The sequence below is a fragment of the Bradyrhizobium sp. genome (assembly GCF_027307225.1).
In the GTDB taxonomy this organism is placed as follows: Bacteria; Pseudomonadota; Alphaproteobacteria; order Rhizobiales; family Xanthobacteraceae; genus Bradyrhizobium.
This window is the reverse complement of record NZ_DAHUXJ010000080.1, coordinates 1-20,176: the sequence shown is the minus strand read 5'-3', so window position 1 is coordinate 20,176 and position 20,176 is coordinate 1. Positions and strand designations below refer to the sequence as shown.

Genomic DNA, 20,176 nt, shown 5'->3' with positions numbered 1-20,176 from the left:
TTGTTTTCCCGGTATTGACGATAGCAAGAAAACGAGGGAATTATCGGCCTTTGCGAAGGCAATGGTCAATTCCGGTAATTTCCATCCATTCCGCATCCGTGGTGACTCTTTGGTGACACCTTGGTCAAGCTGACAAAGCGCGTTGTCGAAGCGCCGATCAAATCCGTTACCGATAAGCGCGGGCGCCCGCGGCCATATTTCATCTGGTGTTCCGAGCTAGCAGGCTTCGGTGTTCGCATCTTCCCGAACGAAAAGCGGGTCTACTACGCCGATTACAGGAACAGCGCCGGCGCCCGCAAGCGTATGGCGATCGGGCATCATGGCAAGGTGACGACCGAAGAGGCGCGCAAGCTGGCGATCTCCACGCTTGGAGCGGTCGTTAAGGGCGAAGATCCCGCCGCCGAGCGGGCCACGCGTCGCAGGTCCATCACCATGAGCGAGCTCTGCGACAAATATCTAAAAGCTGCTCGGGCAGGCTTAATCCTCGGGAAGAGAAATCGGCCCAAAAAGGAGAGCACTATCTATGTCGACGCGGGCCGCATCGAGCGGCACGTAAAGCCATTGCTTAGCAAAAAGCGAGTGATCGATCTTTCCGCGGCGGACTGCAACAAGTTCATCCAGGACGTCAGTGTCGGCAAGACGGCGGCGGTCATAAAAACGGGCAAGCGTGGCAAAGCCATCGTCGAGGGAGGCGCTGGCACCGCAGCCCGGACAGCCGGCCTCCTAGGCGGGATTTTGACCTTCGCGGTGAATGAAGGCATCCGACCCGATAATCCAATGCGTGGCGTTCGCCGGCCCGCGGGAAAGCGACGTAAGCGGCGCCTGCTAGCGGATGAGTGGCGTCAGCTCGGCAAGGCTTTGGTTGCAGCGGACAGCGATGGAGAGACCTGGCAGGTCCTCGGCTGTATCCGCGTCCTTGCGCTGACGGGCTGCCGCCCAGGCGAAGCGATCAATCTCAAATGGACCGAAGTCGACCCTTCGTCGCGGTGTTTCCGTTTCGAAGACACGAAAGAGGACGAATCTGTTCGGCCGATCGGCCAGCCTGTGCTTGACGTGCTCGCCAATCTGCCGCGCAAAAAAGGCGCGGAGTACGTTTTTCCTGCGGTTCGAAGCGAGGCCGGTGCATTCGGCGGCATAGATCGTGGCTGGGATCGCATCGTGGAACGGTGCAGCTTCGCCGGCGTTTCGCCGGGCACTTTCCGGCACTCGTTCGCATCGGAAGCAGATGATCTCGGCTACACGCGCGTCACGGTCAAAGCCATGCTCGGTCATTCATTCGCCGGCGATGTTACCGAGGGGTATATTCACAAAGTTGACCCCGTGCTGATCGCAGCGGCAGATCGTGTTTCCAGGAAAATCCATCGCTTAATGACGCGGAGCTGAATGTGGACCCCGATCTTGCAGAGAGACTTCGATGCGATTTGCTTACTGCTTTCGAGCAGACGGACCAGCCTGTCTTCTTGGATGCAATGCGGGCGCTTGGATCAACCAGTTTCGAGAGAGAGGTCACTCAAATCGTTGACGCCGCCTACTACAAGGCGTTTGGGCAGTCGCGCAATGAGGCGAGGTGTCTCACACTGGATCAGTCATTATCAGAAACGAAGGACTTGATGTCGCGGGAATTGAAAACGCTGTTGGGCCTGCACACAGCGCCTGGCCGACCCACGAGTGCGAGCCATTTTCGCGTGGTTTTTATGGGGATACTGATCAAGCTGGACCCAGCACTAAGCGTTACGGCCGTGGCGAAAAGGGCGTTCCCAGACGATGGAAAATTAGGAGGAATCCTTAGTAAGCGAGAAACGCTCGAGCGTGCATATCGGAAATTAAAGGACCGTGCATCTTTCAAATTTGAGGTAGAGCTGTTCATGGGGCTCCACGCTAGATCGTCGTTGGCCGGACGGTTCGATTCGCCGTTTGCACCACTTTTTGGCGCCATGGAAACTCTACGACGATTAGGCCTTTCAGTTCGCCCTCGCCCCCAAGGCACTAATTAAAGACCAATATTGTTGAATTGAAGCCTAAGCGAATCATATCGCGATTGCTGTAGTCCATTTGAACGGCTTTGGACGGTCATTTCTCCTTTGCGACCGTCTCGACCGAACGGAGGGACTCAGCAAATGCACAATTCTCGGCCGCTCAATCGCCGCGAGGCAAGTCAATATCTTCTCGATCGGCACGGCATTCGCCGCTCACCGGGCACGCTGGCCAAATTGGCCTGTGTCGGAGGTGGCCCCATCTTTCGAAAGGTCCGACGCGGCGTCATCTATGATCTGGATGCGCTGGATACGTTTGCACTTTCGATCACATCGGCGCCGATGCGGACGACTGCCGAGTTGAGTGCGAGAGTCTCATGATCGACATCATCTCCGCAAAAGCCCGTTACCTCGTTGGAGGCGAGATCGTTCAGATGCTGGTGGTGCGCGATGAGCGACGTCGCTGATCAGGTCAAACGATTCTTAGACCAATGCACGGTTAAAGATCCGAAAGCCCGGTTACGCGTGCTGGATCTGTACAGCGCTTATGTAAGTTGGAGCGCCAGTTCGCTAGAACCGCGCGCCACCAATATTCTTTTCTCGCGATGCGTGCGCATGGAGATCGGTCTGAAAAGGTTTAAGTCCGATGTATCTTGGTGGATTGGAATCAAATTGGCGAAGCCGGCAAAGGCGGTTTCAAACGGAGGCGGCCTCGAAGCACTGGAGGCAGCCTGGCAAGCAGCCTCACCGACGGCCGCGCTGACATTCTTATTGTCGAAGATCAGCGCCATTGGTGCGAAGCAATGACTTCGCCCTGCTCCGCTTCGCACGCGCTTCCGCGCCCGCCGCGCGCCGCGAATGGGAGAGTTAACCCTCCCACGTGGGAGGCAGTGTGGGAGGGGTGTGCCGACAAATCGATTAGCACCGTCAATGTGTTGCGCCGAGATGGGAGGCGTGGGATGGTTTTCCCGACCTTTTGTCGCGTGTGCATGTGCACGCGTGTATGCGCGTGCGCGCGTATGCGAGAAAACATTGTAAAATGTATCCCAACCCTCCCATTTAAAAAGATCAAATCTAAAAACTCGTTTCTCCAGTTGAGTTTACTGGAAGTGGGAGGGTTTCGAAACGGCTCTCGAAACCCTCCCATACCCTCCCATGGCCTCCCTCGGGTCACGGCGGCGCCATGGGTAAAAAAGACGCCTGTTTCCCCATGCCTTCATTGTGCCGGGCGCTGGGCGGCCACGTGTTCATGCGCACCGGCAAGGGGCGGACGCCGATCAAGAAGCTGTGGGGTCCGGCGATCCCGTCCGAGATGGTCAAGCACCAAACCAAGGCGGCGTTTGAGCAAACCGTCGAGCATGAGTTGCCCGCGCGGCTGCTCGATGATGTCGATGCCATTCTTGCCGGCCGCTTGCCGGCACGTTGACGCTGGTCGGACGGCAGCGGGTCCTTCCTCGCGCGAGGCGGCGGCGCGGCCGCGCCGCGCCCGAAATTTCGCTAGCGGAAAGATCAAAAAGTTAGGTTGACGCGGTTGACGAGGCACCCATCAGCGGTTGACAACCACAAGCCCGGTGCGCTGCCGTGAGCGCCGACTACCACGCAAATCGGCTCTACCGGGTGGCGATGTTCGTCAAAACCGGCAGCGGCGCCTCCGATGAAGATCGCGCCAGGTTCGTCGCCGACGTCGGCCGGTACTTCGCGGATCAGTGTTCGATCGAGGACGCGCTCGGCCTTCGGCTTGACAAGGGCGAAAACCATCCGGCGTTCAGTCTGAAGCTAGCGAGGCGTAACGATGCGTTGCGCGCCGCCGCAGCAATGCTCGGCGCGGCAACCCCTGCGAACGCACGAAAGATCGCAGATTGGCTGAAGGGTTATAGATCAAACGGCTGGCTGAGAGACCGCGATGCCAGCGTCTGCCCTCACGCCATCCGAGGGCGAATCGAAGCCCATCTTTGGGTCGCATTGAAAGCTCGCGACCACTTGATCGATTGGAAGCAAATTCAAAAAGTCATTGGGACACCGATGGAACTTATATCGGCTTCTGAATTCCAAGGGGGTGGCTGATGGTGCTTCACAGCCAACGCCGAAGGGAGCAACTGGATGTCAGCGACGAAGCAGAGCGGACTAGCGGCGGTCTACGCGGCAGTCCATCCACCGGTCGGGAATTATTCCGACACGCGGGAGGGTTCACATCACGCGCCGGCCGCTGCCGACACGCGGGAGGGTTCGGGCTCCGGCGCAGCTCGCGCCGATACGCCGCGCGCCAGGCTGAGCGCGGCCGTCGATCGCCTCATCGCCAAGAATTTTCCGACCACCGCAGCTCAAAGCGTTTCGCGCATCGCGCCGCGCCCAGCAGGCTCTGATACGCCGCACGCCAGGCTAAGCGCGGCCGTCGATCGCCTCATCGCCCAAGACGACGCGCGACAGTTTGCGCGCACCGCGCCCGTGGCCGGGGCTGAAAAACGTGACAGTTCGCCGACCGCCGCCGATGCAGGCACGCCACGCGCCAGGCTAAGCGCGGCCGTTGATCGCCTCATCGCTTCCCAAGAACGATGACGACGATAGTGATCAAGTCACAAGCGCGCGCTCTCGCTCCGATGAGGGTAGTGCGTCTTGGCCGGGCCATCGGCTTCGTCTCTCCGACCGATGGCCCGGCGCGCCAACGACAATTTTCTTCGCCCGAATCGACGAAGGGAGGGTTCGCAAAAAACGCGAACCCCCCGCCGGGCGAAGAGCGGGGCAGAACCGGAAGTAGAGCTCCCACGCAACAAACCTAAATGCAGAGATGAGGAAATAATTCCATGAAAGCTATTCCCAAGCACCTCAAAGACAGGCTGCCCGCCGGCGCCAATGAAAAACTGAACAGTTTGGAATGGCGATGCCAAGAATTGTCGGGGATCGCAGTGGAAGCTGGCACAAGGTTGCTCCACCTCAATCGTAACATCGACAGATTGCGGTCTGAGCGAGAGCGCCTGTCAAAGGGGAAAGCTAATCCAGGTTCCGCATCATCCTCGTTTAGGTTGAGAGTCGACGACCATGAGGCACATGGCGTTTCAGACCGTGCCAGTGACCGCGAGAGAAAGGAGATCGACGATCGCATCGCTTCTCTAGTGGATGAGCAAGCTCAGCTGAATGAACACACTCAATTGAATTCGGCGGAATTGGCCAGTTTGGGAGGGTTGATTCGTACGATCGACGAATGGCTGCAGGCGCTCCCGGCAGACGCAGCGCTCGTTAGCTACGGGGACAAGGCGAGCAAAGCGAAGGAAGTTACACTCGACATATTGGAAAAGCGCCGCAGCCGCGTACGCGAGCTATCGGCGGAGCTCCGGCAGATCGACGCTGCGTCATACAAGACATCTGATGCGAAGCGACGGGCTCGCGAGCTTATCGAAACACTGGCCGAACGCGGCAGGCCCGATATCTACCGATTGATCGAATCGCTCGGGGCCATTCAATGGCCAGAGTTCGACATCTCCATCGCCGAAAAGGGACCGGATGGAATTGCGCTGATCGCATGGCTCTTGCGGGGAGACCTGATTGCGGCCCTCGATAAGGAGATAGACGCCACTGCAAATGACGCAACCGCATTGAGCGATGAGCAACGGATAGAACGTTTCAGGGTTTGCCTTGGTGATCTCCTTGAAGCTGAGCGCGAAGAGGAAGCGCTTGTCCAGGCCGCCGGCTTTCGGGTTATCCGTCGCCCCGACGCCGATCCGCGCGCTGTACTCGGCCTTGTAAGCACGTTGCCTGGACCGAAGCGAGAGCTATTTCACCGGCGTCTGATAGATCAAGCTTTTTCCAAAGCGTCCCTCGCCCTGTGAGGCGCACATGGCTATCGCCACTATCGCCGACGACATCCTTGCCGGCCGGTTCTATGTCGATGCCGAGATGGCCCATTTGTACCAGCTCGTTCGGGCCAGCTTGGCTTTAGAGGGTAAGGGAGCAGCTGCGCGACTCAACTTCGATGACGTCATCGTCGAGCGCAGCTATCGTGTTGCGCACGACGACGAATCATTTCGGATTTCTTGCCAAATTGCCAGGCCGCCGGCTCGCTGCGGTTGGATCGAATGGGCCAGCCATGGTCAGGATCTGGGGCTTTGGTGGCAATGCGATGATGATGAGACGCTGATGGACGTCTGCTGTTTCCTCCGCACGCCGAGCGGCGAAACCGCCATGATCGGCGCGTTGAAAGGGTATCGTTTCGAATCGACGAAGCTCGAACTCACCTACAGCAAAAAGATGATCAACGACGACGCCAACGCGGTCCGCGCGATCTCTGATTACCTGCGGTTTTTCTCTTCAGTTTGCGCGTTGTTGAACAGTCGTGGCGGGGGATAACCAATGTCCAGAATGATCGAAGCCGAAGCCAGAATTTCCGCGATTGATGCCACAGGGAACAAGTTCGAAGACATCGCCAAGAAGGTGAAGGGCCTGTCCTCAGCCTTCAAGTCGCTGCAGGGCGCCAGCCACAGCGGCGTCCTCGGGGCCAGCCGGGCCATCAACAGCCTGCACAAGACGGCGCAAACGCTGGCGCCGGTGGCTGCGGCGAGCGCCGGCATGGCTGGGATGCATGGCATTAGTGGTCTGATCCATGAGACGGTGAAAGCCACCGCCGAGCAGGCGCATGAACGGGTGCGCATGGAAGTCTCGGGGATGTCGGAACGTGAAATCGCGGAGGCGGAAAAGCTGTCGGCTGAAATGTCGCAGCGCTACCGATCGCTGTCGCAGACGACGATCATGCATTCGTTGCGCAACATGCGCACGATCGTCGGCACCTATGAAGAGGCCGCCAAAATTCTCGACCCGATGCTGAAGCTTCGGGTCGTGGCGCAGGGCGCCCATCCCGAGCGTGCCGCGGAACTGGCGGAAGACTTCGACAAGCTGGTCAAGGGCATGGAGATCAAGGGCGTCACGATGGACCCCGAGAAGTTCACGTCCTACATGCAGGGCATGGCGAAGGCGATCAACGTCTTCGGCGATACGCTGCGCCCGACCGACTATTACGAAATGTTCAAGTACGGCCGGCAGTCGACGCAGAGCCTGTCCGAGAAGTTTATGCTGGAAACCGGTCCGACCCTGGCGCAGGAGCTCGGAGGTTCCAGCACCGGCAAGGCGATGTCGAGCTTCTATCAGGCGATAGTCACCGGCCGGGTAAAGCCGAGCGCGGTCGAGGAAATGCTGGCCGAAGGTTTGATCGCCGATAAGAGCAAGATCATTTACACGTCAAGCGGCGCCGTAAAGGGAATGCTTCCTGGCGCCGTCAAGGATTGGAGGCTCGCAGCTAGCGATCCATACGCTTGGATCAACGATGTGGTGTTGCCCGCTTACAAGGCAAAAGGGATCACGAAGGCCGACGAGATTCAGGCTCATCTCGGAACGATGTTCCAAGCCGGGACCGCCGCTCAGATGGCTGGCATCTTTGCCACGCAGCAACAGCGCATCAACAAGGATTGGGAAAAAGTCCACGAAGCGAAAGGCCTGGAGGCGGCCGACGTCTTCCAGTCCAAGGATTGGTATATTGCCTTCGGCGGTGTGACCGAGCAGTTCAAGAATCTGCTCGCCATCGCCGGTGGTCCACTGGCGGAGCCAGCGGCAGCTGGTCTGAATGCCATCGCCTCCGGTCTGGTCGCGCTGGAAAAAGTCGTCGCCAAGAATCCGGTTGGGGGGGCCATTGGACTGGCGGCCGGGACCGCTGGGGCCGGCGCGGGGGCCTGGTGGTTGACCGCGCTGGGACTGCGCGGACTCGGAAATATGTTGGGCCGCGGCGGCGGCGCCGCGGCGGCGGCTCTGGAAGGACCTACCGTGCTGGGCACCATCCGTGCCGGGTTAGGCCGTGGCGGCATTTATGGCATCGGAATCGCTCTATTGGATGCCATGAAGCGCGATCACGATCATTCTCTACGCAGTCAACTGCGAGAGATGTTTGGCATCAGCGAAACTGAGGCAGATCGGTTGGCGCCGGCGCCGTGGGAAAAGGCAGCGGCCGACAGGCCGCCAGTGAATGCGCCGGAACTTGGTAGAATGTTTCAGCCCTTTAATACCTGGCAGCCGGCATCGGCCTATGCCGCCGCAGTCCCCCATCCGGAAGTTAAAGGCTCGGCGGATCTGAACGTAAACGTGCAAGTCGAACCATCCGACGCCTTCATCAGCCGGATCACTCAAGCAGTTCGCAACGAAATCAACGTATTCGGGCACCCGCCGGGCTCCGGCCCCGGCACCGCCGGCTCGACCGGGCTGTCGATGCCGGAAGCAGCGCCGGGACCTGGCTAGCGTCGACAGGAAATAAAAGATGATCATTTGGAGCGACAACTTTTCAGTCAACGCGAGTGCTCTCCGGGCGGCCAAGGCGGCCGGCGTAGATCCGTCCAAGGTGGAGGCGGTCACAAAGGATTCGATGACGTTTTATCGCTTCCCGCTGCCCGCTGCGCCCAGCGAACGTGAAAAAGCAAAACGGGCGGATAGCTCGCTGGACAAGGTTGCTGCGATGCTACGCCGGCCAGGAGGCGCCACTGCGGCAGAGATTATCGAGGTCACGGGATGGCAACCGCATTCCATGCGCGGGGCGATTTCGGGCAAGATATCGAAACGACTCGCCGAAGGCGAAGTGATCGCGCACTGGCGCGGGCGCGATGCTTCCGGTTATGCAATCATCGATCGGGGGCACGGGAGCGCGGCGACCTAATTAGAAATCTGGGAGGCTAAAATCTTTTGCGGGCTCTTTGCGCCCCGATTGGCTAACCCGCTTTCCCGTTCAAGGGATCACGTGATCCCTTGAAGTTCCACCAAACGCGTCCGCGAAGCGGGCCTCGAAGTTGCGGCGGTGCCGTTCTAGTCGGCGATATCCATCAGGTGCAGCCAGTGCCCGGACGTCTCCGAACCGCCCGGCTCGATTTCGATGATGAGCCGCGTGCCGGGAAGCCGATAGCGCGGGGGCACGGCATCGTCGGCCTGCCAGCCGGCGTAACGCAAGGTATGCGACAGCGCCGCCAGGTGAGGCCGGTCGGCATTGTCGTCGTGGATGAAGGTGAGGCGGCCATGCTCGGCCAGCGCATCTTCGGCGAGCTTATAGCCTTGGGCGAGAATGAGCTGGCGGGTCGTCTCCATGGCCGCTGTCATATCACGCCACCTCTGAGTGGATAGTCTTCCCATTCCAGAACGTCGGCAAAGGGCGGCATTTACCTGACCCCTTTGAGGGCGAGGTGGCCCATGACGGCTATCCCGACGCTTTGGAGCAGCCAAACAAAGAAGATAGGCGTGCCGTAGGTAAGGATGCCGGAGAGAAGCCACGCCGCGATACCAAGGACGGGGAAAAGCAAAGTCGGGCGCATCGCTCAGCCCCCGTTCTTTTCGAAAAGGGCGTCTTCGGAGCCGTGTTCATCAAGGATGATCTGGCCCAATTCAGTGACCGGCTTGCCGTAGAAACAATCGAAACAATAGGTCTCGCCCCTGCGGCGCTCACCTGCGTTTGTGCTCAGCACGTGCCCGCATTCAAGGCAAGAAGTGACCATAATGCCCTGGCGAGTTCTGGAACCCATCGTGGGCTCGGTGCTGTAGATGATCCTTTTGAGAGGTGCTGTCATGACGGTCTCCGATGGCGATATCGTTCTTGTGCCGCGCCCTCCTTCGCTCGAAGGGCCTTCATGGCTTTCTGTTCATGCCGACCGTTGAGGGGGTCACGGCCGGATAAGGTGGCCATTGACGCAGATGAAGCCGTTCCGTGGTGACGGGCAGGGGATAGGCGATTGGTATCGCCATTCTGTTGCGTGGATCGCCAGCGCGACCAGCGCGAACAGCAGAATAAATCCAATCCACCTGGCCACATCACGCGCCCTCCTGCGACACGCCGGGCAATTCCATCTGCTTGCTCCGCACGATGGCGTAGTGCGAGACGCCATCCTCGCGGCGACGGATGATTTCATCGCCAACCGCGAGCAGCTTCGATACGTCGACCGAAATGCGGGCGCGCGCCGAATGCGGCTTCCAGCCGGTGGCGGCGCAAACCTCGGTGATGCTGGCGCCGCCGGGCCGGCGCAATAGCGCGGCGACGGCGGTGAACTTCAGCCCGCGGTCGGCTTTGGGCGCGGCATCGTTGACCGCTTTCTTGGCGGAAGCCTTCGCCCATCCGGTGCGAGGGGATGTGCGCGGCTTCGGCGGCGGCGCCTCCTTCGGCGCCTCGGCTGGTTTGTTGAAGCTTTGGATGTAGTCCGTATTTGATTTGAACTTGCCGCTAGTCTTCGCGGATGAGTTTCCGGACCGTTCAAACGCAAAATCATCGGCTTGATTGCGGCGGTTCTTATCAATTGCGGCTGGCTTGGGCGTCTTGCGAGTCTTCGCCTTATCGGCCTTCTTCTTTGCGGCCTCGTTGGCGGCGCGGACCAGGGTAGGCAACGCGTTGAGGGGATAGCGGTACAGCTTCTGGCCGGCCTTGACGAAGGTCGAGACTGTCGATGGGTCGATGCCGGCGGCGCGGGCGGCGCGGCGGGCATTGGATTTCACGGTGTAGTCCTGGCTCCAGGATACTGAAGGCTTGGTCATTGAATTGCTCCAGGGTTGCGCTCGTTTCCGGTTACGATCTAGGATCGAGCGGACCAAGGATTGATCGGAAAGGTTGTGTCGTGAAGCCGGTAAATGGATCATTTTATTGCTCTTTTCGGGCTTCCCGATTTCAGAAATGATCAGGTTTCATCTTGCAACTGATGACGCAGGCCGAATATGCCCGGCATCGCAATGTCAGCCGCCAGGCGGTCAACAAGGCGCTGAAGGCCGGCAAGTTTCGCCTCAGGGAGAGCGACGGCAAGACCGGCATTGACCCGGCCGAGGCCGACCTGGCGCTGGGCCTCAGCGTGAGCCGCGTGCGCGCGGATGACGCGGATGAGCCGGCTTCGCCAAGCGGCTACGCCGGGCCAGGCGAACATGCCGCGCCGGGCCTCACCAGCGCCCGCACCTTCGAGGCCGTCTACAACGGCCGCATGGCGCAGCTGAAGTATGAGAAGGAAGTGGGCCGCTTGAGGCCGATCGAGCAGACCGAACAAGGCGCGGCGCGCTGCGGCGAAGCCATCCTGCGCGCCATCGAGGGGCTGCCCGGCCGCCCCGACGACCTGACCCGCACAGATCAACAAGGAAGGCGCCGCCGGCGCCCGCAACGCATTGCGCACCATGGTGCGGGATTTGCGCCAGGTGATCGCGCGCGAATTCGCCAAGCTGGCGGCTGGCGACGTGACAGACGAGCCTCTTGAAAATTAGGGTTTGGCTGGAAAACTAGTGATCAATATCCAGTTTCCCGCGCCGTCGGTCACGCAAATCATGGCCGGCATCTTCGCCGAGATGTTCGATCCCGGCGAGGGGGGAAAAATCACGCCCGCCGAATGGGGGGAATAGGCTGCAACGTGTTGAACGATCTAATTCCGCGCGCGGATACGCCTTGCGATGCAGCTTGGCTTTGACCCGAAAGAATTATCATTGGGTCGAGGAGTTCCGGACTTTGTAAAATGAGTTAAGGCGCTACGGCCTCGTGAGGGGCACACTTTTAGGCCCTGAGATCAAAACGAAAAGCCCCCCGGAGGGGCTTGGCAAGCTTTGTCAAATCAGCGAATCTGTCCGTGGATGTAAGAATCCGGACTCGAATAGGAAGGCGGCCGATTGGCGTCGGGCACCTTCCGAATGCAGAAGCCTTTGCTAGGCTTGCTGCGGTCGCGCCTTGGCGGGCGCGCCAACTCGGCTATTATGGCCGGGAGGGCCGTGCCATGTCCAGAGCGAAAGCTTAAAAGCGCGTCCACCTGTTTTCGAGCAGGTTCTTACCTCCCGGCTGCCGGTCTGACATCGGCGCGGCTGTAAGAAGCCAAGCTCGAAAGCCCATCCCATGACACATCAAAACGACGTAACGCGGCGTGACGATCGCACGCCCGCGCATGTGCCGGGCGTTTGCGTAACCAGGAGAAGCGTAATGTTGAGTACTTCTGCAATGTTGCCGATGATAACGACACCGTCGATCGCCCAGGCAGCGTCGAATTCCTATACGAGGCCAGATCTGGCCGCTCGATTCGAAGAGCTCTACGGCAAGTTCAGAGATATGGCGCGAAGCGAGGCCGACAGTGGTGGTAATTTCGAGCGCGCACTTTTCGAAAAAACTGGCATCGTCTTTCGGGGTTATGGCCAAGGGCGCGAATATCCCGACTGGTATGAAGATGTCCGAAAAGACATGGTCCATGAACGGCACAAAGAAGAACTGGACCCGGACCTTGAAAACTGGAGTGAACTGAGCGGCGCCATTGATGACCTGGCTAAGCTCATTCTGAACGAACGCGCCGTGACCGTGGCGGACCTGATTTTGCAAGCGAAGGTTTGCGCTCTAGCAAACAATAATTTTTGGCGAGATGAATTAAGCATCGAGTCGATGGATTTCGGTGACCAAGCCTATCGCCTGTTGGTCGACCGCCTCTGCGAATTCGCAGGCGAAAGGGCGCTCCCTGGACTCGAGGTGCTTCCGATGCCGACGGCGGATGCTCCGGTCGCTGTCGACTAAGCCAGATCAAAACGAAGGCCAACGGCGCAACTGCGCGCCGTTGGCAATCGATTTTAGGAGACACGTTGAAGGTCTACACCATGAACGAGGCAGCGAAGATGCTCCGCGTTAGCCGCCGATATTTTCAGGACTGGTTGCGTGATCATCCTCTTGATAGCAATGGACGCCCCTTCTTTGCGAGCCTCGACCGTCGAAAGACCTTCGACGAAGATGATCTGAGAGGCGGCGCGCGAGGAAGACCGCCGGCGGTTAAGTCCCCTGCCTTGCCGGGGCGGCGAGCCACGAAAGTAGCAAACCGCGCGGGTCAAACGCAAAGATCAGATCAGGTGCTGGTCGCTGTGCGCGAGCTTTTGGCGAAGCCGCGCAGGTAAGGATTTTGGTCGCTTCCCCGTGGTGACACTGTGGTGACACCAGAATTTCACGTAATAAGTGAAAATCCTAAAAACCCCTGATTTCGTGGCGCACCCGACACGATTCGAACGTGTGACCTTTGCCTTCGGAGGGCAACGCTCTATCCAGCTGAGCTACGGGTGCCTGGGGGCGTGATTTAGCCGATTGGATCGCCATCGGCAATGGCCGATCGTCGCGCCCTGAGGATTAAGGAAATGCTGGCAGAAATGCCGACTTACGCGGCTAGCGCCTCGAGCGGCGGCTGGTATGGAAGCTCAAGGCTCTTTGCCACGGCCTCGCAGGTCACCTCGCCGCGGTGAATATTCAATCCGTCGCGCAAGTGTGAATTCCGTCTGATCCCCGAAAGGCCTTCGGAGGCGAGCATGAGGCCGAACCGCAAGGTAGCGTTGTTGAGCGCGTGGCTCGATGTGACGGGAACGGCGCCCGGCATGTTGGCAACGCAGTAGTGAATGACGCCGTCGACGTCGTAGGTGGGGTGATCATGCGTCGTCGCATGAGACGTTTCGAAACAGCCGCCCTGGTCGATCGCAACGTCGACGATGACGGCCCCCCTCTTCATCGACTTCAACATGGGACGCGTCACCAGCTTCGGCGCGCTGGCGCCGGGAATCAGGACGGCGCCGATCACGACATCGGCGGCGGCGATTTCCTGGTCCAGCGCCTCGATGGTCGAAAACCGCGTTCGCACGCGGCCTGCGAACATCTCGTCAAGTTGCCGCAAGCGCGGCAGCGAACGATCGAGAATGCTGACTTCGGCGCCGAGGCCGACGGCCATGCGCGCCGCTTGCGTACCGACGATGCCGCCACCGATGACGACGATGCGCGCGGGCTCGACGCCGGGAACACCGCCGATCAGCAGGCCGCGGCCTCCGGCCGGCTTCTTCAACGCTGACGCCGCCGCTTCGATCGACAGACGCCCTGCGACCTCGCTCATCGGCGCGAGCAGCGGCAGACCACCGTGGTCATCGGTGACGGTCTCGTAGGCGACAGCCGTGCAGCCGGACCGCAGCAGGCCTTCGGTCTGCTCGCGATCGGGCGCGAGATGCAGATAGGCAAAGAGGATCTGGCCATCGCGAAGCTGTCGCCATTCCTGCGGCTGCGGCTCCTTGACCTTGACGATCATTCCACCGCGCTGAAAAACTTCTTCCGCGCTTTCCGCGATCGAGGCGCCCGCACGCCGGTAGACTTCGTCGGAAGCCCCGATGCCCGCGCCGGCATCCCGCTCGATCAGAACGCTGTGGCCCGCCGCCACATATTCGCGCACGGAAGACGGCGTCAGCCCGACACGATATTCCTGCGCCTTGATTTCCTTGGGAACACCTACCAGCATCGTCGTTCTCCCGTTGAGGCTTCTATCTATCAACGAACTCACCCGCGTTTCCGGCAAAGGCTGCGCGGGCCGCGCGGATATTCGTTGTATTCCTGCGCGAAAGATCGATATGGTGCAGGAATCATGCGCAAACTTGATCGATCCGATATCACCTTGCTTCGCGAAGTCACCTCGAACGCCCGCACCTCTCATGTCGAACTGGCCGAGCGCGTCGGGCTTTCAAGCACCGCCTGCGCCCGCCGCCTCGCCGGCCTCGAGCAGGACGGCTTGATCGAGGGGTATCAGGCCGTGCTCGGCCTGAAGGCGCTGGGCCTCGGCACGACCGTGGTGGTGCGCATCACCCTCGACAGCCAGAGCGAAGACGCGCTCGAGACATTCGAACGCGCCATCATCAAATGCCCCTCGGTGGTGCGATGCCTGCTGATGTCCGGCAGCGACGACTACCTGGTCACTGTGATTGCGCGCGACATCGAGGATTTCGAGCATATCCACAAATCGCAGCTCGCCCGCCTGCCGCGGGTCTCCCGCATCCAGTCGAGCTTTGCGATCCGCGACGTCGTCAACCGCTCGTTTCCTCCGGCAGCGCTGCTGCCGCCGGACAAGAGCCGCTGAAAGGGACGACACACCATGGCGGCTCGCTCTGGAGCTTTGCAGCCTTCCACCAATAACAAAGCGTGGCCCGTTTTTCGATCCCTGGCCGGCTATCGCGCCGCGTTTCTCAGCCGAGACCTGTTCGCCGGATTGACGCTCGCTGCGATCGTCATTCCCGAACAGATGGCGACCGCGCGACTCGGTGGCTTTGCGCCGCAGATCGGCTTTTTCGCCTTTGTCGCCGGTTCGCTCGCCTTCGCCGCGTTTGGCAGCAATCGCTTCCTGTCGTCGGGCGCGGATTCCACCATCACGCCGATCTTCGCCGGCGGGCTGGCAGCGCTCGCAGCCACGGGCTCGCCGGACTACGCGACGCTCGCCGCCGCGCTTGCGCTGATGGTCGGGCTGATGCTGACGGCCGCCGGCATCTTCCGGCTGGGCTGGATCGCCGATCTGTTGTCGGTCCCCGTCACGATCGGCTTTCTGGCCGGCATTTCGGTGCACATCCTGATCTCGCAGCTGCCGGGAATCCTCGGGCTGCCGGTGCCCGAAGGGCCCACGCTCCAGCGCTTCGCGACGCTCGCCGAACATCTCGGAGAGACCAACGCCTTTACGCTCGTGATCGGTTTTGGCGTGCTCGCGATCATCGCGTTGTCCGAGCGTATCGACTCGCGAATTCCCGGCGCCCTGATCGGCCTTGCGCTGGCCGCCGCGGCGGTCGTGACCTTTCATCTGGAGAGCCGTGGCGTCAGGGTGCTCGGCTCGATCTCAGTCGAGACGCCGAAGCTCGCAATTCCGGAGGTGTCGGTCGGCCGCCTCACCAGCCTGCTGTCGCTCGGCCTCATCATCTCGATCGTCGTCATGGTGCAGACGGCGGCCACGACAAGATCTTTTCCGACCGATCCAAACGAGCCGCCGGACGTCAACCGCGATTTCGTCGGCATCGGCATCGGCAGCATTTTTTCCGGCATGATCGGCGCCTTTCCCGTCAATGCAAGCCCGCCGCGAACCGCCGTGGTTTCCGAAACCGGCGGCCGATCGCAGATCGCGGGCCTCGCCGCGATCGCGATCGTCGTCGCGCTGCTGGCCTTCGGCACCTCGCTCCTGCACCGGATCCCGAACGCTGCCCTTGGCGGGGTTCTGCTCTTTGTCGCGCTTCGCATTATCCGCCTTGGCCAGATCATCGCTGTCTGCCGGCAGTCGTTCGGTGAATTTCTACTGATCCTGGCGACCGCCGCCGGGATTATCATCCTGCCGATCGAACAGGGCGTCGGGATCGGCATCGCGCTCTCGCTGCTGCATGGCATCTGGACCACGACGCGCGCCCGCGTTCAGCCGCTCGAGCGCGTGCCGGGCACGTCGATCTGGTGGCCGGTGAGCCCAAAGCTTCCCGGCGAACAGGAAGCAGGCGTGATCGTGGTGGGACTCCAGGCCCCGCTGTCATTCCTCAATGCCTATGATTTCCGGCGCGACATTCTGACGGCGCTGAAGTCGTCACCGCAAAGGGCTCGGCTCCTGGTGCTGGAGGCAACCGGCATCGTCGAGATCGATTTCACCGCCGCCCAGGTGCTGATCGACGTCATCCGCCAATGCCATGCCGATGGCATCGACTTTGCCATCGCCCGGCTCGAATCCGAGCGCGCGCAGGCTGCGATCGTGCGCTTCGGCATCGATGCCCTACTGGGTTCGAATCGCGAATTTCGCAGCGTCGAAGAAGCGATCAGCGGCCGTGCGGCGAAGATCGAGGCGTGACGCCCTTTACGCCGGAACGATCGCCCGGCCGATCGGCCATAGCGCGATGCCGGCGAGCTTCAGATGCGCCCAGGCGAAGGGAATGCCGATAATGGTGACGGCCAAAACCAGCGCGGTAACGAGATGGCCGAGCGCGAGCCACCAGCCCGCCAGCACCAGCCAGATCAGGTTGCCGATAAAACCCAGCAGACCCGTTCCGACATCGGATTCGCCGGTGAGAAAATCGCGCCGCACGGCTCTCTGTCCGAACGGCAGCAGCGTATAGACCGCGATGTTGAAGGCCGCCCGCGCCCAAGGCAGGCCGATGATGGTGATTGCCATGATGACCGCGGCGACCACCCAGCCAGCCGCCATCCAGACGCCGCCCAGCAGCAGCCACAGGATATTCAGAAAGATCGAGACGGGTTGCATGTGACCTCTTCGGAACGGGGGTACCGTGCGCCGGACACCACACCGGCGGCAGCAACGCAAAATATAAGTATGGGAACGATAGCAAGAAAGGGGCCGCCGCGGAATGACCGGCAGCATCCCTAGTGCCCACTTTCCGAAGTTCGTGCTCCATCGCAGCACCCATCTTCACGAACTTCGGAAAGTCATGGGCTACTCACAAAATTATTGATTCTAGTACCGCTTTATCGATCTGAAGTCCCTGATCGAATTCGCCGCTTGTGGTGCAGGGACTTCAGATCGGCGGTACTAGCTACGTCAATCGACGTTCAAAATCGTCGGAATGACAAAAATCTCAGCGGCGATAGCGGCGGTTGGGACGCGACGAATAGGCCTGGCGATTCTCCTGCACCGGCCGGCTGGCCTCGTTGACCCGGCTCTCGCTGGCAACTGGCGCGACAATATTGAGTTCTTCCAGGAAAACAGGCCGGGCAAAGTAGAAGCCCTGCGCGTAGCGAATCCGGGTGGCCCCTTGCAGGTAAGCCAGCTCCTCGAAGGTTTCGACGCCTTCCGCGATCACGCTCATGCCGAGCGCTTCGGCAAGCGATTCGATCGCGCGCAAGATTCCCTGGCTGCGCGGACGAAGATGGATGTCGGTGATGAAAGAACGGTCGATCTTGATTTCGTCGGCGGTGATATCGGCCAGCGCCGACAAGGACGAATAGCCGATGCCGAAATCGTCGATCGATATCGCAATTCCCATCTTGCGGAAGATCGGCACCACCTCGTCCTGAAACCGCCGTTTGGTAACGAAGGCGTCTTCGGTCACCTCGATCATGAAGCGACGCGGGAAGCCTGTCGCCTGCAGCGCTTCCGCAAACGACCGCATGAACGCGGGATTATCCGCCTGCTTGGCCGCCACATTGATGCTGATCGTGGCCTCAGGGCCGAACGTGTCGTTGATGAGATCGATCGAGCGCACGATCTCCGCCAGCACGAGGTGGGTGAGTTCGTCGATCAGGCCGAGCTCAGCCGCGAGATTGATGAAGGTGCCGGGCGCCTGGATGACGCCTTCGTCGTCGCGCAGGCGAACCAGCGCCTCGACGCCTTTGACTTCCTTGGTCCGGATGTCGACCTTGGCCTGGAAGGCGCAGCAGAATCGCTTTTCCAGGATGGCATGACGCAGCGATTGCTCGACCTTCATGCGCAGAAGCGCTTCGCGCTCCATGCTCGTATCGAAAAAGACGGCAGCACCCTTGCCGTCGTTCTTGACCCGGTACATCGCAATGTCGGCGTTCTGGAGCAGCGCGTCATAACTACGTCCGTGGTCGGGAAACAGGCTGACGCCGATCGAGGTCGAGGCGAAGATTTCCGATCCGTCGATGAAAAACGGCGCTTTCAACCGCTGCAACGTCGCCTCGATATATTCGGCGACCTCTTCTTCGCTATCGATCGGGTTAAGCAGCAGCAGGAACTCGTCGCCACTCATTCGCGACAGCATGTCGGTCTCGCGCAGATTGAGCCCGACCCGCTTGGCGACCTCGGTCAGCAGCGCATCGCCGACCGAATGGCCGTAATAATCGTTGATGTGCTTGAAATTGTCGATGTCGAGGAAAGCGACCGCAAAGGCGTAGCCCGGTTCGTAGCGCTGGATCAGGCTTTGCACCCGGTGTTCAATGACCCTGCGCATCGGCAATCCGGTCAGTTCGTCGAAATAGGCCGAACGAAACAGATGATCCTCGACCGCCTTCTGCTCGCTGATGTCGGTCGAATTCGACAACAACAGGCTGCGGCCTGCGATGCGAACCGGGCGGTGCGAAGTCAGAAGGACCTGCTCGCCGTTGCCGCCGGTCGCCGTCATCTCGGCAACGAGCGGCCGGCCGGCGCGAAGCAGTTCGATGCCTTTGGCCCGCCGCGCGTCCAGGTGTTTCGAGACAGAGTCGCCGGTCGCCATCCCCAGTTGCGAGGCTGCGGCGTCGTTGATCAAAAGAAAGCGGCCCTCTTCGTCCAGAACGGTAAGACCGCTAGGGAGGAGCCGAACGATATCCCGGAGCAGGCCGAGTTCACCCCCGGCAGCGAATTCGCGGGCGTCCGGCGCGGTTGCCGACGGAATCTGATCGGATGGCGGGTTTTGCATGGCGAGCCCGAGACTGGCAAAGTCTCTTGTAGTTTTGGTTAAGCGCACGATCACGGAATTGCGCGCTGGCGCCTTTACAACCAGCCGTCACGAACATGGTTAACAGAACGTCAACGATCTGCCCGGGGGTCTCCCATTGGACTAGAGCTCCGATTCCGAAGTTTGCAAGCTATTGCGGCCCCTCCGATGCGAACTTCGGAATCAAAGGAGCTCTAGGATAAGGCATGGCATTGCGTGATAAGGAAACCAATCTGATGGATACCGGCGATCCGCAACGCGTGACTTGCGCTACTCAGGCGGGGCGAAGATAGTTTTACAAGACCATGTCAAAAGGAGGACGAACAAAATGGGCAGGCTGAACGGCAAAGTAGCTGTCATCACCGGCGCGACGAGCGGAATCGGCTTACGCACCGCCGAAATATTCGTGGCCGAAGGTGCAAAAATCGTCATCGCCGGCCGCCGCGCCGCGGAAGGCGAAGCGCTGGCGAAGAAGCTTGGCTCCGCCTGCCTCTTCCGTCGCACCGACGTCACCATCGAAGACGATGTCCGCAAGCTGATCAGTGAGGCGCTCGACAAATTCGGCCGCATCGATTGTCTGTTCAACAATGCCGGCGGACCGGCGCAGACCGGCGGCATCGAAGGCCTCGACGTTGCCCGCTTCGACGCCGCGATGGCTACCCTGGTGCGCAGCGTCATGCTTGGCATGAAGCATGCCGCGCCCCATATGAAAAAGCAGGGAAGCGGCAGCATCATCAACAACGGCAGCATCGCCGGCAGGCTCGCCGGTTTTTCGTCGTCGGTGGTGTATGGCGCGGCCAAGGCCGCCGTCATCCATCTCACCAAATGCGTGGCGATGGAGCTCGGCGAAGCCGGCGTCCGCGTCAACTCCATCTCGCCCGGCGCGATCGCCACCGGCATCGTCGGCAAGGCGCTGGGCCTGTCGGTGGAGGCGGCGGAGAAAACCCCCGACGTGATGCGCGAGGTCTACAAGACCGCGCAGCCGATCCCGCGCGCCGGGCTGCCCGAGGATATCGCCTATGCGGCGGTGTTCCTCGCCAGCGACGAATCCACCT

Annotated in this window: 22 protein-coding genes and 1 tRNA gene; 16 read left to right on the top strand and 7 right to left on the bottom strand. The window is 60.5% G+C overall.

What is annotated here, in order from left to right:
- The first annotated feature begins 120 nt into the window (after nucleotides 1-120).
- The 10 genes from M6D32_RS14070 to M6D32_RS14025 all read left to right on the top strand — a co-directional run bounded on the left by M6D32_RS14070 (nucleotide 121) and on the right by M6D32_RS14025 (nucleotide 8,658).
- A complete protein-coding gene (locus M6D32_RS14070; RefSeq protein WP_298257122.1) occupies nucleotides 121-1,383 on the top strand; it encodes a site-specific integrase in 1,263 nt (420 codons plus the stop codon).
- A 734-nt stretch (nucleotides 1,384-2,117) separates the two neighbouring features.
- Nucleotides 2,118-2,354 (top strand): hypothetical protein, encoded by a 237-nt coding sequence (locus tag M6D32_RS14065; RefSeq protein ID WP_298257121.1) that lies wholly within the window; start codon nucleotides 2,118-2,120, stop codon nucleotides 2,352-2,354.
- A gap of 69 nt (nucleotides 2,355-2,423) precedes the next feature.
- Nucleotides 2,424-2,780: a hypothetical protein gene (locus M6D32_RS14060; RefSeq protein ID WP_298257119.1), complete on the top strand. Its 357-nt coding sequence runs from the start codon at nucleotides 2,424-2,426 to the stop codon at nucleotides 2,778-2,780.
- Between the two features lie 376 nt (nucleotides 2,781-3,156).
- The gene (locus tag M6D32_RS14055; RefSeq protein ID WP_298257117.1) at nucleotides 3,157-3,399 is read left to right on the top strand and encodes a hypothetical protein; all 243 of its coding nucleotides are present in this window, start codon (nucleotides 3,157-3,159) and stop codon (nucleotides 3,397-3,399) included.
- 155 nt (nucleotides 3,400-3,554) lie between these two features.
- Complete coding sequence (locus M6D32_RS14050; RefSeq protein ID WP_298257115.1) at nucleotides 3,555-4,037, top strand: hypothetical protein; 483 nt, start codon at nucleotides 3,555-3,557, stop codon at nucleotides 4,035-4,037.
- A 36-nt stretch (nucleotides 4,038-4,073) separates the two neighbouring features.
- Nucleotides 4,074-4,529: a hypothetical protein gene (locus tag M6D32_RS14045; protein ID WP_298257113.1), complete on the top strand. Its 456-nt coding sequence runs from the start codon at nucleotides 4,074-4,076 to the stop codon at nucleotides 4,527-4,529.
- Between the two features lie 245 nt (nucleotides 4,530-4,774).
- Nucleotides 4,775-5,797, top strand: a complete 1,023-nt coding sequence (locus M6D32_RS14040) for a hypothetical protein (protein ID WP_298257111.1) — start codon at nucleotides 4,775-4,777, stop codon at nucleotides 5,795-5,797.
- A gap of 7 nt (nucleotides 5,798-5,804) precedes the next feature.
- Entirely contained in the window at nucleotides 5,805-6,314 is a 510-nt protein-coding gene (locus M6D32_RS14035; RefSeq protein WP_298257109.1) for a hypothetical protein, read from the top strand.
- Between the two features lie 3 nt (nucleotides 6,315-6,317).
- Nucleotides 6,318-8,246 carry a hypothetical protein gene (locus tag M6D32_RS14030; protein WP_298257107.1) on the top strand — a complete coding sequence of 643 codons (1,929 nt, stop codon included), beginning with the start codon at nucleotides 6,318-6,320 and terminating at the stop codon, nucleotides 8,244-8,246.
- A 19-nt stretch (nucleotides 8,247-8,265) separates the two neighbouring features.
- Nucleotides 8,266-8,658: a DUF3489 domain-containing protein gene (locus M6D32_RS14025; protein WP_298257105.1), complete on the top strand. Its 393-nt coding sequence runs from the start codon at nucleotides 8,266-8,268 to the stop codon at nucleotides 8,656-8,658.
- 146 nt (nucleotides 8,659-8,804) lie between these two features.
- Here the strand turns inward: M6D32_RS14025 and M6D32_RS14020 are convergent, their stop codons facing one another.
- From M6D32_RS14020 to M6D32_RS14010, 3 genes are all read right to left on the bottom strand, one after another.
- A complete protein-coding gene (locus tag M6D32_RS14020) occupies nucleotides 8,805-9,092 on the bottom strand; it encodes a hypothetical protein (protein WP_298257103.1) in 288 nt (95 codons plus the stop codon).
- A gap of 215 nt (nucleotides 9,093-9,307) precedes the next feature.
- On the bottom strand, nucleotides 9,308-9,556 hold the full coding sequence (locus M6D32_RS14015; RefSeq protein ID WP_298257102.1) for a hypothetical protein: 249 nt from the start codon (nucleotides 9,554-9,556) through the stop codon (nucleotides 9,308-9,310).
- A gap of 241 nt (nucleotides 9,557-9,797) precedes the next feature.
- A complete protein-coding gene (locus tag M6D32_RS14010; RefSeq protein WP_298257100.1) occupies nucleotides 9,798-10,511 on the bottom strand; it encodes a DUF3489 domain-containing protein in 714 nt (237 codons plus the stop codon).
- Nucleotides 10,512-10,663: 152 nt separating this feature from the next.
- Between M6D32_RS14010 and M6D32_RS14005 the strand changes: the two genes are divergently transcribed.
- The 3 genes from M6D32_RS14005 to M6D32_RS13995 all read left to right on the top strand — a co-directional run bounded on the left by M6D32_RS14005 (nucleotide 10,664) and on the right by M6D32_RS13995 (nucleotide 12,869).
- The gene (locus M6D32_RS14005; RefSeq protein WP_298257098.1) at nucleotides 10,664-11,212 is read left to right on the top strand and encodes a hypothetical protein; all 549 of its coding nucleotides are present in this window, start codon (nucleotides 10,664-10,666) and stop codon (nucleotides 11,210-11,212) included.
- A 707-nt stretch (nucleotides 11,213-11,919) separates the two neighbouring features.
- On the top strand, nucleotides 11,920-12,498 hold the full coding sequence (locus M6D32_RS14000; RefSeq protein ID WP_298257096.1) for a hypothetical protein: 579 nt from the start codon (nucleotides 11,920-11,922) through the stop codon (nucleotides 12,496-12,498).
- A 65-nt stretch (nucleotides 12,499-12,563) separates the two neighbouring features.
- On the top strand, nucleotides 12,564-12,869 hold the full coding sequence (locus M6D32_RS13995) for a hypothetical protein (protein WP_298257094.1): 306 nt from the start codon (nucleotides 12,564-12,566) through the stop codon (nucleotides 12,867-12,869).
- A gap of 86 nt (nucleotides 12,870-12,955) precedes the next feature.
- Here M6D32_RS13995 and M6D32_RS13990 read toward each other — a convergent pair.
- Both M6D32_RS13990 and ald read right to left on the bottom strand, forming a co-directional pair.
- A tRNA-Arg gene (locus tag M6D32_RS13990) sits at nucleotides 12,956-13,032 on the bottom strand.
- A gap of 91 nt (nucleotides 13,033-13,123) precedes the next feature.
- Complete coding sequence (gene ald / locus M6D32_RS13985) at nucleotides 13,124-14,239, bottom strand: alanine dehydrogenase (RefSeq protein ID WP_298257092.1); 1,116 nt, start codon at nucleotides 14,237-14,239, stop codon at nucleotides 13,124-13,126.
- Nucleotides 14,240-14,362: 123 nt separating this feature from the next.
- Between ald and M6D32_RS13980 the strand changes: the two genes are divergently transcribed.
- Both M6D32_RS13980 and M6D32_RS13975 read left to right on the top strand, forming a co-directional pair.
- On the top strand, nucleotides 14,363-14,851 hold the full coding sequence (locus tag M6D32_RS13980) for an Lrp/AsnC family transcriptional regulator (protein WP_298257090.1): 489 nt from the start codon (nucleotides 14,363-14,365) through the stop codon (nucleotides 14,849-14,851).
- A gap of 15 nt (nucleotides 14,852-14,866) precedes the next feature.
- Complete coding sequence (locus tag M6D32_RS13975) at nucleotides 14,867-16,579, top strand: SulP family inorganic anion transporter (RefSeq protein ID WP_298257088.1); 1,713 nt, start codon at nucleotides 14,867-14,869, stop codon at nucleotides 16,577-16,579.
- A 6-nt stretch (nucleotides 16,580-16,585) separates the two neighbouring features.
- Here the strand turns inward: M6D32_RS13975 and M6D32_RS13970 are convergent, their stop codons facing one another.
- A complete protein-coding gene (locus M6D32_RS13970) occupies nucleotides 16,586-16,990 on the bottom strand; it encodes a YccF domain-containing protein (protein WP_298257086.1) in 405 nt (134 codons plus the stop codon).
- 331 nt (nucleotides 16,991-17,321) lie between these two features.
- Nucleotides 17,322-19,103, bottom strand: a complete 1,782-nt coding sequence (locus tag M6D32_RS13965) for an EAL domain-containing protein (RefSeq protein WP_298257084.1) — start codon at nucleotides 19,101-19,103, stop codon at nucleotides 17,322-17,324.
- A 346-nt stretch (nucleotides 19,104-19,449) separates the two neighbouring features.
- Here M6D32_RS13965 and M6D32_RS13960 point away from each other — a divergent pair.
- On the top strand, nucleotides 19,450-20,176 hold a 727-nt coding region (locus tag M6D32_RS13960), incomplete at its 3' end, for an SDR family oxidoreductase (RefSeq protein WP_298257082.1).

Coding starts and splice junctions, on each gene's coding strand:
- M6D32_RS14020 (WP_298257103.1), bottom strand. CDS start 9,092: ATGACAGCGGCCATGGAGACGACCCGCCAGCTCATTCTCGCCCAAGGC.
- M6D32_RS14010 (WP_298257100.1), bottom strand. CDS start 10,511: ATGACCAAGCCTTCAGTATCCTGGAGCCAGGACTACACCGTGAAATCC.
- M6D32_RS14040 (WP_298257111.1), top strand. CDS start 4,775: ATGAAAGCTATTCCCAAGCACCTCAAAGACAGGCTGCCCGCCGGCGCC.
- M6D32_RS14045 (WP_298257113.1), top strand. CDS start 4,074: ATGTCAGCGACGAAGCAGAGCGGACTAGCGGCGGTCTACGCGGCAGTC.
- ald (WP_298257092.1), bottom strand. CDS start 14,239: ATGCTGGTAGGTGTTCCCAAGGAAATCAAGGCGCAGGAATATCGTGTC.
- M6D32_RS14030 (WP_298257107.1), top strand. CDS start 6,318: ATGTCCAGAATGATCGAAGCCGAAGCCAGAATTTCCGCGATTGATGCC.
- M6D32_RS13965 (WP_298257084.1), bottom strand. CDS start 19,103: ATGCAAAACCCGCCATCCGATCAGATTCCGTCGGCAACCGCGCCGGAC.
- M6D32_RS13970 (WP_298257086.1), bottom strand. CDS start 16,990: ATGCAACCCGTCTCGATCTTTCTGAATATCCTGTGGCTGCTGCTGGGC.
- M6D32_RS14000 (WP_298257096.1), top strand. CDS start 11,920: ATGTTGAGTACTTCTGCAATGTTGCCGATGATAACGACACCGTCGATC.
- M6D32_RS13975 (WP_298257088.1), top strand. CDS start 14,867: ATGGCGGCTCGCTCTGGAGCTTTGCAGCCTTCCACCAATAACAAAGCG.
- M6D32_RS14065 (WP_298257121.1), top strand. CDS start 2,118: ATGCACAATTCTCGGCCGCTCAATCGCCGCGAGGCAAGTCAATATCTT.
- M6D32_RS14060 (WP_298257119.1), top strand. CDS start 2,424: ATGAGCGACGTCGCTGATCAGGTCAAACGATTCTTAGACCAATGCACG.
- M6D32_RS14035 (WP_298257109.1), top strand. CDS start 5,805: ATGGCTATCGCCACTATCGCCGACGACATCCTTGCCGGCCGGTTCTAT.
- M6D32_RS14015 (WP_298257102.1), bottom strand. CDS start 9,556: ATGACAGCACCTCTCAAAAGGATCATCTACAGCACCGAGCCCACGATG.
- M6D32_RS13980 (WP_298257090.1), top strand. CDS start 14,363: ATGCGCAAACTTGATCGATCCGATATCACCTTGCTTCGCGAAGTCACC.
- M6D32_RS14055 (WP_298257117.1), top strand. CDS start 3,157: ATGGGTAAAAAAGACGCCTGTTTCCCCATGCCTTCATTGTGCCGGGCG.
- M6D32_RS14025 (WP_298257105.1), top strand. CDS start 8,266: ATGATCATTTGGAGCGACAACTTTTCAGTCAACGCGAGTGCTCTCCGG.